Consider the following 15,125-nt stretch of genomic DNA (forward strand, 5'->3'; position numbering starts at 1 on the left):
TAAAGGGTAATCAATGAAAACCGTAACCGTAAAAAACCTCGTTATTGGCGAGGGTGCGCCGAAGATCATTGTCTCGCTGATGGGTAAAGACATCGCAACGGTAAAAAGCGAAGCGCTGGCCTATCGCAAAGCGGATTTCGACATTCTGGAATGGCGCGTAGACCATTTCACTGATGTCTCTTCCATTGAGGCTGTGTTGGAAGCTGCGCGCACCATCCGCGATGTGATGGCTGACAAACCACTGCTTTTCACCTTCCGTAGCGCCAAAGAAGGCGGTGAACAGGCTCTGTCTGTCGAGCACTATGTTGCACTTAACCGCGCGGCGGTAGACAGCGGTCTGGTGGATATGATCGATCTGGAACTGTTTACCGGTGACGAACTGGTCAAAGCGACCGTCGAGCATGCGCACGCGAAAAATGTCTTTGTGATTATGTCTAATCACGATTTTCATAAGACACCAGCCGCGGAAGAGATTGTCCAGCGCCTGCGTAAAATGCAGGAACTTGGTGCAGATATCCCGAAGATTGCCTTGATGCCGCAAAATAAAACGGATGTTCTGACGCTGCTTAGTGCCACGCTGGAAATGCAAGAACGCTATGCCGATCGCCCGATAATCACCATGTCGATGGCTAAAACAGGGGTGATTTCACGTCTGTCTGGTGAGGTTTTCGGTTCAGCGGCAACCTTTGGGGCAGTAAAAAAAGCCTCCGCACCAGGACAAATTTCGGTCACCGACCTGCGTACTGTATTGACAATATTGCATCAAGCTTAATTACAGATATATCCATATAAATATCAGTAATGCCCTACCCCAGATATTCGTCTAACCACGGATATCTGGCCGGTAATTAAGCGTTATTATATAACTCACAATATTATTGTCGAATATAGCGACAGGTAGTCGCACGCATATAATCTGGAGTTCACATGAAATTTTCAAGGCCAAATCGTATAGATGGTCGGGTACCCGTATTATCCGCTGCAGATGCAGTCAATTATATTCCTGATGAAGCAACTCTTTGTGTATTAGGTGCAGGCGGGGGTATTCTCGAAGCAACAACATTAATTAACGCACTGGCTGAAAAATATAAAAATTCTCAGTCACCACGAAATTTAGCGTTGATTAGTCCTACAGGTCTTGGTGACCGGGCCGACCGGGGAATTAGTCCACTGGCACAGGAAGGTTTAGTCAAATGGGCATTATGCGGCCACTGGGGACAATCACCGCGAATCTCCGATCTGGCTGAACAAAATAAAATTTCCGCCTATAACTATCCTCAGGGCGTATTAACCCAAACCCTGCGTGCATCGGCGGCTCACCAGCCAGGGATCCTTAGTGATATCGGCATCGGTACATTTGTTGACCCTCGCCAACAGGGCGGTAAGCTGAATGAAGTGACCACCGAAGATCTGATCAAATTGGTGGAAATTGATAACAAAGAGTACCTGTATTACAAAGCCATTGCGCCAAACATCGCCTTTATTCGCGCCACCACTTGCGACAGTGAAGGCTACGCCACCTTTGAAGATGAAGTGATGTATCTTGATGCGCTGGTGATTGCCCAGGCCGTACACAATAACGGTGGCATCGTTATGATGCAGGTGCAAAAGATGGTGAAGAAAGCCACGTTGCATCCGAAATCGGTGCGTATTCCCGGCTATCTGGTCGATATTGTGGTCATCGACCCCGACCAAACGCAACTGTATGGTGGCGCGCCGGTTAACCGCTTTATCTCTGGCGATTTTGTTCTCGATGACAGCCAACAGACTGCCCTGCCGCTCAATCAGCGTAAACTGGTGGCCAGACGCGCCCTGTTTGAAATGCGCAAAGGTGCGGTCGGCAACGTTGGTGTAGGCATTGCCGATGGCATTGGCCTCGTCGCGCGCGAAGAAGGCTGTGCTGACGATTTTATTCTGACAGTCGAAACGGGTCCGATTGGCGGCATCACCTCTCAAGGTATTGCTTTCGGCGCCAACGTCAACACCCGCGCCATTCTGGATATGACCTCCCAGTTTGACTTCTATCACGGTGGTGGACTGGACGTGTGCTATTTAAGTTTTGCCGAAGTCGATCGCCACGGCAACGTTGGCGTACACAAATTCAATGGCAAGATCATGGGTACCGGCGGTTTTATCGATATTAGCGCCACCTCCAAAAAAATTATTTTCTGCGGCACGTTAACTGCCGGAAGTCTGAAAACGGAAGTTGCCGATGGCAAGTTAAATATCGTGCAGGAAGGTCGGGTGAAAAAATTCGTCAACGAATTACCTGAAGTGACTTTCAGCGGAAAAATTGCTCTCGAACGTGGACTTGATGTGCGTTACATCACTGAGCGCGCTGTATTTACGTTAAAAGCAGATGGTCTTCATTTAATCGAAATTGCACCGGGAGTCTCTTTACAGGAAGACATCCTGGACAAGATGGATTTCACGCCAATCATTTCGCCAAATCTGAAGCTGATGGACGAAAGATTATTTATCGATGCCTCGATGGGTTTTGTGTTACCCGACGCCGCCAATTAAAAGGAGTACCATGATGGACTTTTCTTTAACTGAAGAACAAGAACTGCTACTTGCCAGTATTCGAGAACTGATTACCAGCAATTTCCCGGAAGAATATTTCCGTACCTGCGATCAAACGGCGACCTACCCGAAAGAGTTTATGCGTGCCCTGGCGGACAACGGTATTTCGATGCTGGGCGTTCCGGAAGAGTTTGGTGGCATCCCGGCGGATTACGTCACACAGATGCTGGCGCTGATGGAAGTTTCAAAATGCGGCGCACCCGCTTTTTTGATCACTAACGGTCAGTGTATTCACAGTATGCGACGTTTTGGATCCGCCGAACAGCTGCGTAAGACCGCAGAAAGCACCATGGAAACGGGCGATCCAGCGTATGCGCTGGCATTAACCGAACCGGGAGCTGGCTCCGACAACAACAGCGCGACCACCAGCTACACTCGCAAAAATGGTAAGGTCTATCTCAACGGGCAAAAAACCTTTATCACCGGCGCGAAAGAGTATCCATATATGCTGGTACTGGCCCGCGATCCGGAGCCAAAAGATCCGAAAAAAGCTTTTACGCTGTGGTGGGTCGATTCGAAGAAACCCGGCATTAAGGTTAATCCGCTGCATAAAATCGGCTGGCATATGCTCAGCACCTGCGAAGTCTATCTTGATGACGTCGAAGTGGACGAAAGCGATATGGTCGGAGAGGAAGGCATGGGTTTCCTCAACGTCATGTACAACTTCGAGATGGAACGTTTGATCAACGCTGCGCGCAGTACCGGTTTTGCTGAATGCGCCTTCGAAGATGCCGCCCGTTACGCCAACCAGCGTATCGCATTCGGTAAGCCAATTGGTCACAATCAGATGATCCAGGAAAAACTGGCGCTGATGGCGATTAAAATCGATAACATGCGCAATATGGTATTAAAAGTCGCCTGGCAGGCCGATCAGGAACAGTCTCTGCGCACCAGTGCAGCGCTGGCAAAACTGTATTGTGCACGTACTGCAATGGAAGTGATTGATGACGCCATTCAGATTATGGGTGGACTGGGTTACACCGACGAAGCACGCGTTTCCCGGTTCTGGCGTGATGTCCGCTGTGAACGCATTGGCGGTGGTACAGATGAAATCATGATTTACGTCGCGGGTCGCCAAATCCTGAAAGATTATCAGAATAAGTAAGCAGTAATGCTTGCCGGATAGCGCAAATGCGTTATCCGGCACGTGCCAGGTGAATCATATTTCTGGCATCAAACATTCTTGTTCTACAAGGTTATTTTTAAACTGCTTACGATAATCGCTGGGAGTACAACCCACATGCCGCTGAAAGAGTTTGGCAAAGTGATCGACATTTTCATACCCTACCCGCCATGAAATTTCTGCCAACGAGGACTCCGTATTCGTCAGGGCAAATTTTGCCTCTGTCATTCGCCGCTGAATCACATAATTAATCGGCGAAATACGATATTCCTTAGTAAACTCGTGACAGATATAGCTCACGCTGGCTCGAAATTTCTTAGACAACTGTTCCAGCGTAATTTTCTCTCGGAAGTTGTTATTTAAATAAACCAACACATCTTTAATTAAGATATCTTTTTTAATATATCCCTGTTCAGAACGATAAGCATTTTTAAAGTTTTCGTAATATAAAACGGTTAATGCATAAGCAAAGGCGTCATAAGCGGAAGACGTCAGGTTATTCTTGCTCTGCGGGATCATAACACTCAGTTCATTAAAGATACTTTTAATAACCTCTTTGCCCTGGCTGACGCTAATAACCGGACACGAGTGCATCTGCAAGAGTTGGTTCTCCTGCCAGTCGTTGAAACGAAAACCGTAGAGCGCACAGGTGTAAGTGGTTGCAGGCGCGCTGCTATCGGAAGCAACCGCATGTAACCGCCCTTGCTCTATCACCACGATGTCACCCGCATGTGCGACATACAGCGAAGAGTCGATAATTAGTCTCGCGACACCCTTTTTTACATAGATAAGCTCTGTTTCATTGTCATGAACATGATGGCCCGACTCCCAGTTAGGATCATCACTAATGACGAATCGCGAAAATCTCGGGGTTTTTCCCTGTTCAAAAAGGGTCTCCATGGCATTATCAAAACAGCGTTGATACATGACAACCTCCACCGAAAGGCAGTAATTTTGCGGATAATTAATATCGAAAAATAAAAACGATGAAGACGTTATACAACGTTATTCTGTCCAGGCGAAACAAAATTATTTGCCTCGTCTGCAAGATGACACCTCCAACTTCAGCACGCTGCTCACGCAAATTGTTTTTATTTTAGAATAACAGGAAAGTGTAAATGTTATTAAGTCAGCAATAATAATTTACACACCAGAAACAAAGTGCATGCAGAAACGGATAAAAATATGATCCATTTCTCAAAAAAGCGCCTCGATTTTATTTCTATTTTTATCACTTTAACACCCGACGTCGTCTTTACGTTCATAAACTCAGCATTCCTAAAGTCCTTTTTTTTGCAAGATTGTTGGGAATGAAAACAGATTGCCCCGTCGAAAACAGTCCCCCTCTGCCGCACACTATTTTCAGTCAATTTTCCCTACTGTTGATGATGTCACTCCCCGTCATCATCCACACGAGAATCACTGGAGATGCCATGAAACTAATAACCTGCTTTAAGTTGGTGCCTGAAGAACAGGACATTGTTGTTACCCCAGAACGTTCGCTTAACTTTGACCGGGCCGATGCCAAAATCAGTCAGTTTGATTTGAATGCAATAGAGGCCGCGACGCAACTTAGTGCGGAAGGTGATGAAATCGTCGCCTTAACGGTTGGCGGCTCGCTACTGCAAAACTCCAAAGTGCGTAAAGACGTACTGTCCCGCGGGCCGGACAGTTTGTTTATGGTGCAGGATCCCCAACTGGAGCATTCATTACCGCGAGACACGGCTCAGGCGCTGGCCTGCGCGGCCAAAAACATTGAATTCGACCTGATGCTGTTCGGCGAAGGGTCTGGAGACATCTACGCCCAGCAGGTTGGCTTACTGGTTGGCGAACTCTTACAACTTCCGGTGATTAACGCCGTCAGCAACATCCAACGTAACGGCGATCGCATTGTGGTTGAACGTACGCTGGAAGACGAAGTTGAAGTGATTGAACTGCCGCTCCCCGCCGTGCTGTGCGTAACCTCGGATATCAACACGCCGCGTATTCCCTCGATGAAAGCCATTCTGGGCGCAGGTAAAAAACCAGTCACACCGTGGCAAGCCAGCGATATTGGCTGGACACCTGCCTCACCGTTAGCAGAACTGGTGAGCCTCACCGTTCCGCCACAAACAGAACGTAAGCACATCATTCTGGAAAATGACTCAGCAGAAGCCATCGCCGAGCTGGCTGAGCATCTGAAAAAAGCCCTGAACTAAGCCCAACGGAGAGAAATTATCATGAGTAAATTAGCTAACGTATGGGTGTTCAGCGATAACGTAGAACGCTATGCAGAATTAATGGCTGGCGCACGCCTGTGGGGTGAACAGGTACACCTTATTGTACAAGGCAACGAACAGGCCAATCAGGTTAAACCTCTGGGTGCCGATGAGATTGTCGTGCTTGAAACAACGTCTGGTTTACAGCGTGTTGAAAATTTTGCCGAGACCATCGCCGCCCTGATACAAGAACATACCGGGCTATTGCTGATGCCAGCTACAAAACGCGCTAAATCCCTTGGTGCGCGGTTAAGTATTCAGCTCAATGCAGCGATGGTAAATGACGCCACGTCGGTAACGCTTGATGATGGCTCACTGTTCGCAGAACACCGTATGTACGGTGGCCTGGCATTCGGCAAAGAAAAAATCAAAACAACTCAGGCAATTATCACCCTTGCCCCAGGCGTACTTGAACCGGTAGAGGCTAATGCTTCACATACCTGCCCTGTTGTCTCTGCACCTTACATAGCACCACACCATGAAATTATGTGCCAGGAACGTCGCGCCAAATCCGTGAGCAGCGTGGATCTCAGCAAAGCCAAACGTGTGGTGGGTGTGGGCCGCGGCCTGGTTGCGCAAAACGATCTGGAGATGGTGCGCCAGTTGGCATCTGTACTGGGTGCAGAAGTGGGTTGTTCACGACCGATTGCCGAAGGCGAAAACTGGATGGAACGCGAACGCTACATCGGCGTTTCTGGCGTGTTACTGAAATCGGACCTTTACCTCACCCTCGGCATTTCAGGACAAATTCAGCATATGGTTGGCGGTAACGGCGCGAAAGTCATTGTTGCCATCAACAAAGATAAGAAAGCCCCTATTTTCAATTACGCCGATTACGGACTGGTCGGCGACATCTACAAAGTCGTTCCGGCTCTTATCGAGCATCTCAGCCGCTAACCCCCACATTTAACGCACATATCCCGCTGCCCTCGCAGCGGGAAGGGAGCATAAAGCATGTCAGATGAAAAATTTGATGCCATTGTGGTCGGTGCTGGCGTGGCGGGTACGGTTGCAGGCTACGTGATGGCTCAGGCCGGACTGGACGTACTGGTCATCGAGCGCGGAAACAATGCAGGCAGTAAAAATATGACCGGCGGAAGACTCTATGCACATAGTCTTGAGCGCATCATGCCGGGTTTCGCGCAGGAAGCGCCGCTCGAGCGTAAAGTCACCCGCGAAAAAATCTCTTTTCTGACCGAAGAAAGCGCCGTCACTCTCGACTTTCATCGTGAAAAAGCTGACGCGCCAACGCAGGATTCGTATACCGTTTTGCGCAACAGACTTGACCCATGGCTAATGGATAAGGCGGAACAAGCTGGCGTGCAGTTCATCCCCGGCGTGCGCGTCGATGCCCTGATCCGCGAAGGTAAAAAGGTTACCGGAGTTCAGGCCGGTGACGATATCCTGGAAGCCAATATTGTCATCCTTGCCGATGGCGTCAACTCTATGCTGGGGCGTTCCCTGGGGATGGTTCCGCCCTCTTCTGCACATCACTATGCCGTTGGTGTAAAAGAGCTGATCGGCTTACCTCCAGCGGTCATTGCAGATCGCTTCAATCTTTCAGGTAATGAAGGCGCGGCCTGGCTGTTTGCAGGCTCACCGTCTGATGGGTTGATGGGAGGCGGATTTTTGTATACCAACCAGGACTCCATCTCTCTGGGTCTGGTGTGTGGTCTGGGGGATATTGCCCATGCCACAAAAAGCATTCCACAAATGCTGGAAGACTTTAAACAACATCCAACTATTCGGCCATTGATTGCCGGTGGAGAACTACTGGAATATTCCGCGCATATGGTGCCGGAAGGCGGTCTGGCAATGGTTCCAAAGTTGGTCGATGACGGTGTGATGATCGTGGGCGATGCCGCCGGTTTCTGTTTGAACCTGGGTTTCACGGTGCGAGGTATGGATTTGGCCATCGCTTCCGCAGAAGCCGCTGCCCAAACAGCTATTGCAGCAAAAGAACGCCAGGATTTCTCTGCCAGCAGCCTGATGGGCTACAAGCGCGCGCTCGAACAGGGCTGTGTGATGCGTGATTTACAGCATTTTCGCAAGATCCCGGCGTTAATGGAAAACCCACGGCTGTTCACTCAGTATCCGCGTATGGTGGCCGACCTCATGAGCGATATGTTCACCGTTGACGGACGTCCAAATCAACCGGTTCGCAAGATGATTATGTCCCACGCAAAACAAATCGGGCTGATGAACTTACTGAAAGACGGTATCAAGGGGGCAACTGCACTATGAATCAGGACAATACCGTTAACGTTGACGTCAAACTGGGCGTCAATAAATTCAATGTCGATGAAGGCCACCCGCACATTATCCTGGCCGAACATCCAGACCTTAATGAATTTCGCAAGCTGCTGAAAGCCTGCCCCGCCGGGCTGTATAAGCAGGACGAGAGTGGAAACATTCATTTTGATTCTGCTGGTTGCCTGGAGTGCGGAACGTGTCGAGTACTGTGCGGCGACACAATCCTCGACCAATGGGAATATCCGGTCGGAACATTTGGCGTTGATTTTCGCTACGGCTAATGGATTTTGCCTGTAGTACACCGGATCGGCCACGCCGGCCATCCGGTCAGATGTATGCCGAAATCATCCTGGGAATAACTTCATGAGTATCACACTAACGTTTAACGCCGAACGCCGCGAAGTCTGGCGGCAACAGGGTTTATGGGGAGATGCTTCGCTTGGCGATTACTGGAACCAAACTGCCAGAGCCATGCCAGATAAAATCGCCGTGGTTGATAACCATGGCGCTTCATACACCTATGCTGAACTCGACAGCGCGGCCAGCAGTCTGGCAACCTGGTTTTTAGCCTGCGGTATTCAACCCGGCGATCGCATTGCCTTCCAGTTACCGGGCTGGTGCGAGTTTACGATTATCTACCTGGCCTGCCTGAAAACCGGGGCCGTTTCCGTACCTCTGCTGCCAGCGTGGCGTGAAGCAGAGCTGGTATGGGTGCTAAATAAGTGTAAAGCGAAGATTTTTTTCGCACCGACGCTGTTTAAACAGACCCGACCGGTCGATCTGATCCTCCCCTTACAAAACCAGTTGCCGCATCTGCAACAGATCGTTGCCGTGGATAAACTGGCTCCGGCAACGACCTCGCTGGCGCTCAGTCAACTGCTTTTAGCTCCGCCTTTAACCCAGACGATTAATGTTCACGCCGATGAACTGGCGGCGGTGTTGTTTACCTCCGGTACCGAGGGAATGCCAAAAGGCGTAATGCTGACCCACAACAACATCCTTGCCAGCGAGCGCGCCTACTGTGCCCGCCTCAATCTCACCTGGCAGGATGTGTTTTTGATGCCCGCACCACTGGGACACGCTACCGGTTTTCTGCATGGCGTTACTGCACCGTTTTTAATCGGCGCACGCAGCGTATTGTTAGATATTTTCACCCCAACCGCCTGTCTTGAACTGCTGGAGCAACAACGCTGTACCTGTGTGCTCGGCGCAACGCCCTTCGTCTACGACATGTTGTGTAGCATGGAAAAACGACCACGCGATCTCTCATCGCTACGCTTTTTCTTATGTGGGGGCACAACCATTCCACAGAAGATTGCCCGTGACTGCCAGCAGCTCGGCATAAAATTATTAAGCATTTATGGCTCGACAGAGAGTTCACCGCATGCGCTGGTCAATCTCGATGATTCGCTTTCTCGCATGATGAATACCGACGGATATGCTGCTGCAGGCGTCGAAATTAAAGTGGTCGACGAAGCACGCAATACGTTGCCCGCGGGGGTAGAAGGTGAAGAAGCTTCGCGTGGTCCCAATGTGTTTATGGGCTACCTCGATGAACCCGAACTTACCGCCCGCGCGCTGGATCAAGACGGTTGGTATTACAGCGGCGACTTATGCCGAATGGACGATGCGGGGTACATCAAAATCACCGGACGGAAAAAAGATATCATTGTCCGCGGTGGAGAAAACATCAGCAGCCGCGAAGTTGAGGATATTTTATTGCAGCATCCTCGCATTCACGATGCCTGTGTTGTCGCGATGCCGGACGAACGCTTAGGTGAAAGGTCGTGTGCTTACGTGGTCCTAAAACCCCCGCATCATTCGTTGTCGCTGGAATCAGTGGTGGCCTTTTTTAGCCGCAAGCGGGTGGCAAAGTATAAATACCCTGAGCACATTGTGATCGTGGAGAAATTACCGCGCACGGCGTCCGGTAAAGTACAAAAATACCAGCTTCGTCAGGATATTATTCAGCGTTTGAGCGTGGAGAGTATTACAGGATAAAGCGCCGGATGGCGATGCTCACGCATCTTATCCGGCCTACGTTGAATAGGCCGGATAAGGCATGATATTACTTGTTCAGTTCAGCCAGACTCAGCCAGGTTTGTACGACGGTGTCCGGGTTCAGCGACAGGCTGTCGATCCCCTCTTCCATCAGCCAGGCCGCGAAGTCTTCGTGGTCAGAAGGTCCCTGGCCGCAAATACCCACGTATTTGCCCTGTTTCTTGGCTGCACGAATCGCCATCGACAGCAGCGCTTTCACCGCGTCGTTACGCTCATCAAACAGTTCAGAAACCACACCAGAGTCACGATCCAGACCCAGCGCCAGCTGCGTCATGTCGTTTGAGCCGATGGAGAAGCCGTCGAAGTACTCGAGGAACTGCTCGGCCAGCAAGGCGTTAGACGGGATCTCACACATCATGATGATCTTCAGTCCGTTCTCGCCGCGTTTCAGCCCCTGGCGTGCCAGCTCTTCCACCACCGCTTTCGCCTGGGCAACGGTACGTACAAACGGTACCATCACTTCAACGTTAGTCAGGCCCATGTCGTTACGGACACGTTTTACTGCGTCGCATTCCAGCGCGAAGCAGTCGCGGAAGCTGTCGGCAACATAACGGCCCGCCCCACGGAAGCCCAGCATCGGGTTCTCTTCATGCGGTTCATAACGCTCACCGCCGACCAGGTTGGCATATTCGTTGGACTTAAAGTCCGACATACGCACGATGACGCGTTTTGGATAAAACGCCGCACCCAGCGTTGCGATCCCTTCCGTCAGACGACCGACATAGAATTCACGCGGAGAATCGAAACCTTTCATCATGGCGCGGATTTCATTTTGCAGCTCAGGCGTCTGGTCATCAAACTCCAGCAGCGCACGCGGGTGTACGCCAATCATGCGGTTGATGATAAATTCCAGACGCGCCAGGCCGACGCCTTCGTTTGGCAGACAGGCGAAGTCGAAAGCCCGGTCCGGGTTACCGACGTTCATCATCACCTTCAACGGCAGATCCGGCATGGTCTCCACGCTGGAACTCTTTACGCTAAAGTCGAGCATGTCAGCGTAAACATAACCGGTATCGCCTTCGGCACAGGAGACAGTTACCTTCTCACCATCTTTCATGCGCTCGGTCGCATCGCCACAGCCCACCACGGCCGGGATCCCCAGTTCACGGGCAATGATTGCCGCGTGACAGGTACGACCGCCACGGTTAGTGACAATTGCTGCTGCTTTCTTCATGATCGGTTCCCAGTCCGGGTCGGTCATGTCGGTAACCAGTACGTCGCCTGGTTCGATGCGGTTCATTTCGCTGATGTCATGAATGACTTTGACCGGACCCGCGCCAATGCGGTGGCCGATGGCGCGACCTTCAGCAATAATTTTACCCTGAGCATGCAGCGTATAACGCTCCATCACCTGACCGCGAGAGCGCACGGTTTCTGGACGCGCCTGAACAATGAACAGCTTGCCGGTATGGCCGTCTTTCGCCCATTCGATGTCCATTGGACGACCGTAGTGCTTCTCGATCTGCACCGCCTGCTTGGCCAGTTCCTGCACTTCTTCGTTAGTCAGGGAGAAAATGTCGCGTTGTTCCTGCGGGACATCTTCAATGGTCACCTGCTTACCGTGTTCCTGGGTCGGCGCGTAAATCATGCGGATTTTTTTCGATCCCATTGTGCGACGGACGATCGCCGGACGGTTAGCCGCCAGGGTCGGTTTGTGCACGTAGAATTCATCCGGGTTAACGGCACCCTGCACGACCATTTCGCCCAAGCCCCAGGCGGACGTGATAAAGACAACCTGGTCGAAACCGGATTCGGTATCGATGGAGAACATTACGCCTGAGGACGCGAGGTCAGAACGCACCATCCGCTGAACGCCAGCAGAAAGTGCGACGCCACGGTGGTCATAGCCCTGGTGAACACGATAAGAGATCGCGCGGTCGTTAAACAGCGAGGCAAATACGTGTTTGATGGCAACCAGTACGGCATCAAATCCCTGGACGTTGAGGAAGGTTTCCTGCTGACCGGCAAATGACGCATCTGGCATATCTTCTGCGGTAGCGGAAGAACGCACGGCAAAAGAGGCATTGGCATCGTCCGCTGACAGCTGCGCGTAGGCATCGCGGACGGCATTTTCCAGTTCGGGCTGGAAAGGAGTGTCGATAATCCACTGGCGGATCTGTGCCCCGGCTTTCGCAAGCTCAGTGACATCGTCGATATCCGTTTTATCCAGCAGCTCATAAATGCGCTGGTTTACACCGCTCTGGTCCAGAAACTGGTTAAACGCATCGGCGGTCGTTGCAAAACCATTCGGTACGGAAACACCCATACCTGAAAGGTTAGTAATCATTTCACCCAGGGAGGCATTTTTGCCTCCAACTCTGTCTACATCATTCATGCCGAGTTGGTTATACCAAAGCACCAGCGGTGACGAGCCATTGTTGGACATCGAACAATCCTTATATTTGAACGAGGTTAGGAAACTCAATTTTGCGTAATTATCTTGGCATATTTACTCCGGCGAAAAAAACGGTGAATCGTTCAAGCAACTTTATTTTTTATTTTTTCAGATTGTTTCCGCATTTGCGCAAACCCGCGAGCCACACGGGATCACCACAAAAATGACCGGTATAAACATTTGTTCCGAAAAATGAAATGCACTTTTCATTAAATATAAAAATACCGTTTCATTTTATAAAATAGATGCCGCAATATTCGCTTCTGGCGAATTTTAATTTATGCTTTCAGAGAATTATATCTGCCCCAGGATGAGCAAAATGGATAATGCTGTTGATCGTCACGTATTTTATATTTCTGATGGTACGGCCATCACCGCCGAGGTATTGGGTCACGCGGTGATGTCGCAATTTCCGGTCACGATCAGCAGTATTACGCTGCCGTTTGTGGAAAATGAGAGTCGTGCGCGCGCGGTTAAAGACCAGATTGACGCTATCTACCAACAAACTGGCGTGCGCCCTTTAGTGTTTTACTCCATCGTCCTGCCGGAAATTCGCTCGATCATTCTGCAAAGCGAAGGGTTTTGTCAGGATATCGTGCAGGCGTTGGTTGCCCCACTGCAACACGAGATGAAACTCGACCCTACGCCTATCGCCCACCGCACGCACGGTCTGAATCCCGGTAACCTCAACAAGTACGACGCGCGCATCGCTGCCATTGACTACACCCTCGCCCACGACGACGGTATTTCGTTGCGCAACCTCGATCAGGCGCAGGTGATCCTGCTCGGCGTTTCCCGTTGCGGCAAAACCCCGACCAGTTTGTATCTGGCCATGCAGTTTGGTATCCGCGCGGCCAACTACCCCTTTATTGCCGATGATATGGATAATCTGGTGCTGCCCACTTCCCTGAAGCCGTTGCAGCATAAGCTGTTCGGTCTGACTATCGACCCTGAGCGCCTGGCGGCCATCCGCGAAGAACGCCGTGAGAACAGCCGTTACGCCTCGCTGCGTCAGTGCCGTATGGAAGTTGCTGAGGTGGAAGCGCTTTATCGGAAAAACCAGATCCCCTGGCTGAACAGTACCAATTATTCGGTAGAAGAGATTGCTACCAAGATCCTCGATATCATGGGACTGAATCGCCGCATGTACTAGAATGCTAGTGCATTGGTTCGATTTTTTGTTATTATGCTCGCCACCAGGCAGGATGAGTGTGATATTGTGATGTACATCACTTCCCGGTAGTCCTGCCGTTGAAGCAACAAATTTCTGAGACAAGTAATGAACAGAACCGATGAACTCCGTACTGCGCGTATTGACAACCTGGTCACTCCAGCAGAGCTTGCGCAACGGCATCCTGTTTCGTCCTCCGTCGCCCGTCATGTTACGGACTCCCGACGTCGGATAGAAAAAATTTTAAATGGTGAAGACCCCCGTTTACTGGTGATCGTAGGTCCCTGCTCGATTCACGATCTTGATGCCGCGATGGAATACGCGACACGATTACAGGCGCTGCGCACTAAGCACCAGGCGCGTCTGGAAATCGTGATGCGTACCTATTTTGAAAAACCACGCACCGTCGTAGGCTGGAAAGGCCTGATTTCCGACCCGGATTTGAACGGCAGTTATCGTGTAAACCACGGTATTGAACTGGCGCGAAAACTGCTGTTGCAGGTCAACGAACTGGGCGTGCCCACGGCGACTGAATTCCTCGACATGGTGACCGGCCAGTTTATTGCCGATTTAATCAGTTGGGGAGCTATTGGCGCGCGCACCACCGAAAGTCAGATCCATCGTGAAATGGCCTCCGCGCTCTCCTGCCCGGTTGGCTTTAAGAACGGAACGGATGGCAACACGCGCATCGCCGTCGATGCGATTCGCGCCTCCCGCGCCAGTCACATGTTCCTCTCGCCGGATAAAACCGGCCAGATGACCATTTATCAGACCAGCGGTAACCCTTACGGGCATATCATCATGCGTGGCGGTAAAAAGCCGAATTATTATGCTGAAGATATTGCTGCCGCCTGCGATACCCTGCACGAATTTTCCCTGCCTGAGCATCTGGTGGTCGATTTTAGCCACGGTAATTGCCAGAAGCAGCATCGCCGTCAGTTGGACGTTTGTGATGATGTATGCCAGCAAATTCGCAATGGTTCGACGGCGATTGCCGGGATTATGGCGGAGAGTTTCCTGCGTGAAGGTACGCAAAAAATCGTTAGCGGCCAGCCGCTGGTTTACGGTCAGTCCATTACCGACCCGTGCCTGAACTGGGAAGATACCGAACTGTTGGTTGAAAAACTCGCCTCTGCGGTTGATAGCCGTTTTTAATGCTGTTCGCCGGGCAATATCAGCTTGCCCGGCGCTAATCCCTTGTTTTTCCCTTTCTTATTGCGCAAAAAACGTTCTCGTCACAATTATTTCACAAAAACGCTTGCCGCAAATTTGCAGTTTGAT

Annotated in this window: 12 protein-coding genes; 10 read left to right on the top strand and 2 right to left on the bottom strand. The window is 50.8% G+C overall.

What is annotated here, in order from left to right; translation table 11 throughout:
• Nucleotides 1-13: 13 nt before the first annotated feature.
• The 3 genes from aroD (at nt 14) to OGY13_RS14125 (ending at nt 3,688) form a co-directional block, all read left to right on the top strand.
• The gene (gene aroD, locus OGY13_RS14115) at nt 14-772 is read left to right on the top strand and encodes a type I 3-dehydroquinate dehydratase (protein WP_008784597.1); all 759 of its coding nucleotides are present in this window, start codon (nt 14-16) and stop codon (nt 770-772) included.
• Between the two features lie 155 nt (nt 773-927).
• A complete protein-coding gene (locus OGY13_RS14120; protein WP_048214317.1) occupies nt 928-2,523 on the top strand; it encodes an acyl CoA:acetate/3-ketoacid CoA transferase in 1,596 nt (531 codons plus the stop codon).
• Between the two features lie 13 nt (nt 2,524-2,536).
• On the top strand, nt 2,537-3,688 hold the full coding sequence (locus OGY13_RS14125) for an acyl-CoA dehydrogenase (protein WP_003832619.1): 1,152 nt from the start codon (nt 2,537-2,539) through the stop codon (nt 3,686-3,688).
• 54 nt (nt 3,689-3,742) lie between these two features.
• Here the strand turns inward: OGY13_RS14125 and OGY13_RS14130 are convergent, their stop codons facing one another.
• Nucleotides 3,743-4,633, bottom strand: coding sequence for an AraC family transcriptional regulator (locus tag OGY13_RS14130; protein ID WP_032943176.1), 891 nt, complete (start codon nt 4,631-4,633; stop codon nt 3,743-3,745).
• Nucleotides 4,634-5,139: 506 nt separating this feature from the next.
• Between OGY13_RS14130 and OGY13_RS14135 the strand changes: the two genes are divergently transcribed.
• From OGY13_RS14135 to fadK, 5 genes are all read left to right on the top strand, one after another.
• Nucleotides 5,140-5,904: an electron transfer flavoprotein gene (locus OGY13_RS14135; protein WP_048235498.1), complete on the top strand. Its 765-nt coding sequence runs from the start codon at nt 5,140-5,142 to the stop codon at nt 5,902-5,904.
• Between the two features lie 21 nt (nt 5,905-5,925).
• Entirely contained in the window at nt 5,926-6,861 is a 936-nt protein-coding gene (locus tag OGY13_RS14140; RefSeq protein ID WP_032943175.1) for an electron transfer flavoprotein subunit alpha, read from the top strand.
• 57 nt (nt 6,862-6,918) lie between these two features.
• Complete coding sequence (locus OGY13_RS14145) at nt 6,919-8,208, top strand: FAD-dependent oxidoreductase (protein ID WP_213752550.1); 1,290 nt, start codon at nt 6,919-6,921, stop codon at nt 8,206-8,208.
• On the top strand, nt 8,205-8,498 hold the full coding sequence (locus OGY13_RS14150) for a ferredoxin family protein (protein WP_003832609.1): 294 nt from the start codon (nt 8,205-8,207) through the stop codon (nt 8,496-8,498). The genes OGY13_RS14145 and OGY13_RS14150 overlap by 4 nt, the downstream gene beginning before the upstream one ends.
• A gap of 82 nt (nt 8,499-8,580) precedes the next feature.
• Nucleotides 8,581-10,218 carry a medium-chain fatty-acid--CoA ligase gene (gene fadK, locus OGY13_RS14155; protein WP_213752549.1) on the top strand — a complete coding sequence of 546 codons (1,638 nt, stop codon included), beginning with the start codon at nt 8,581-8,583 and terminating at the stop codon, nt 10,216-10,218.
• A gap of 67 nt (nt 10,219-10,285) precedes the next feature.
• Here fadK and ppsA read toward each other — a convergent pair whose 3' ends face one another.
• A complete protein-coding gene (gene ppsA, locus OGY13_RS14160; protein ID WP_003832604.1) occupies nt 10,286-12,664 on the bottom strand; it encodes a phosphoenolpyruvate synthase in 2,379 nt (792 codons plus the stop codon).
• Nucleotides 12,665-12,992: 328 nt separating this feature from the next.
• Here ppsA and ppsR point away from each other — a divergent pair, with 328 nt between their 5' ends.
• Nucleotides 12,993-13,826 carry a posphoenolpyruvate synthetase regulatory kinase/phosphorylase PpsR gene (gene ppsR / locus OGY13_RS14165; RefSeq protein ID WP_003832602.1) on the top strand — a complete coding sequence of 278 codons (834 nt, stop codon included), beginning with the start codon at nt 12,993-12,995 and terminating at the stop codon, nt 13,824-13,826.
• A gap of 126 nt (nt 13,827-13,952) precedes the next feature.
• On the top strand, nt 13,953-14,999 hold the full coding sequence (gene aroH, locus OGY13_RS14170) for a 3-deoxy-7-phosphoheptulonate synthase AroH (RefSeq protein ID WP_003030555.1): 1,047 nt from the start codon (nt 13,953-13,955) through the stop codon (nt 14,997-14,999).
• The last annotated feature ends 126 nt before the right edge of the window (nt 15,000-15,125 follow it).

Source organism: Citrobacter sp. Cpo045 (assembly GCF_030332875.1).
Classification (GTDB): domain Bacteria; phylum Pseudomonadota; class Gammaproteobacteria; order Enterobacterales; family Enterobacteriaceae; genus Citrobacter; species Citrobacter portucalensis.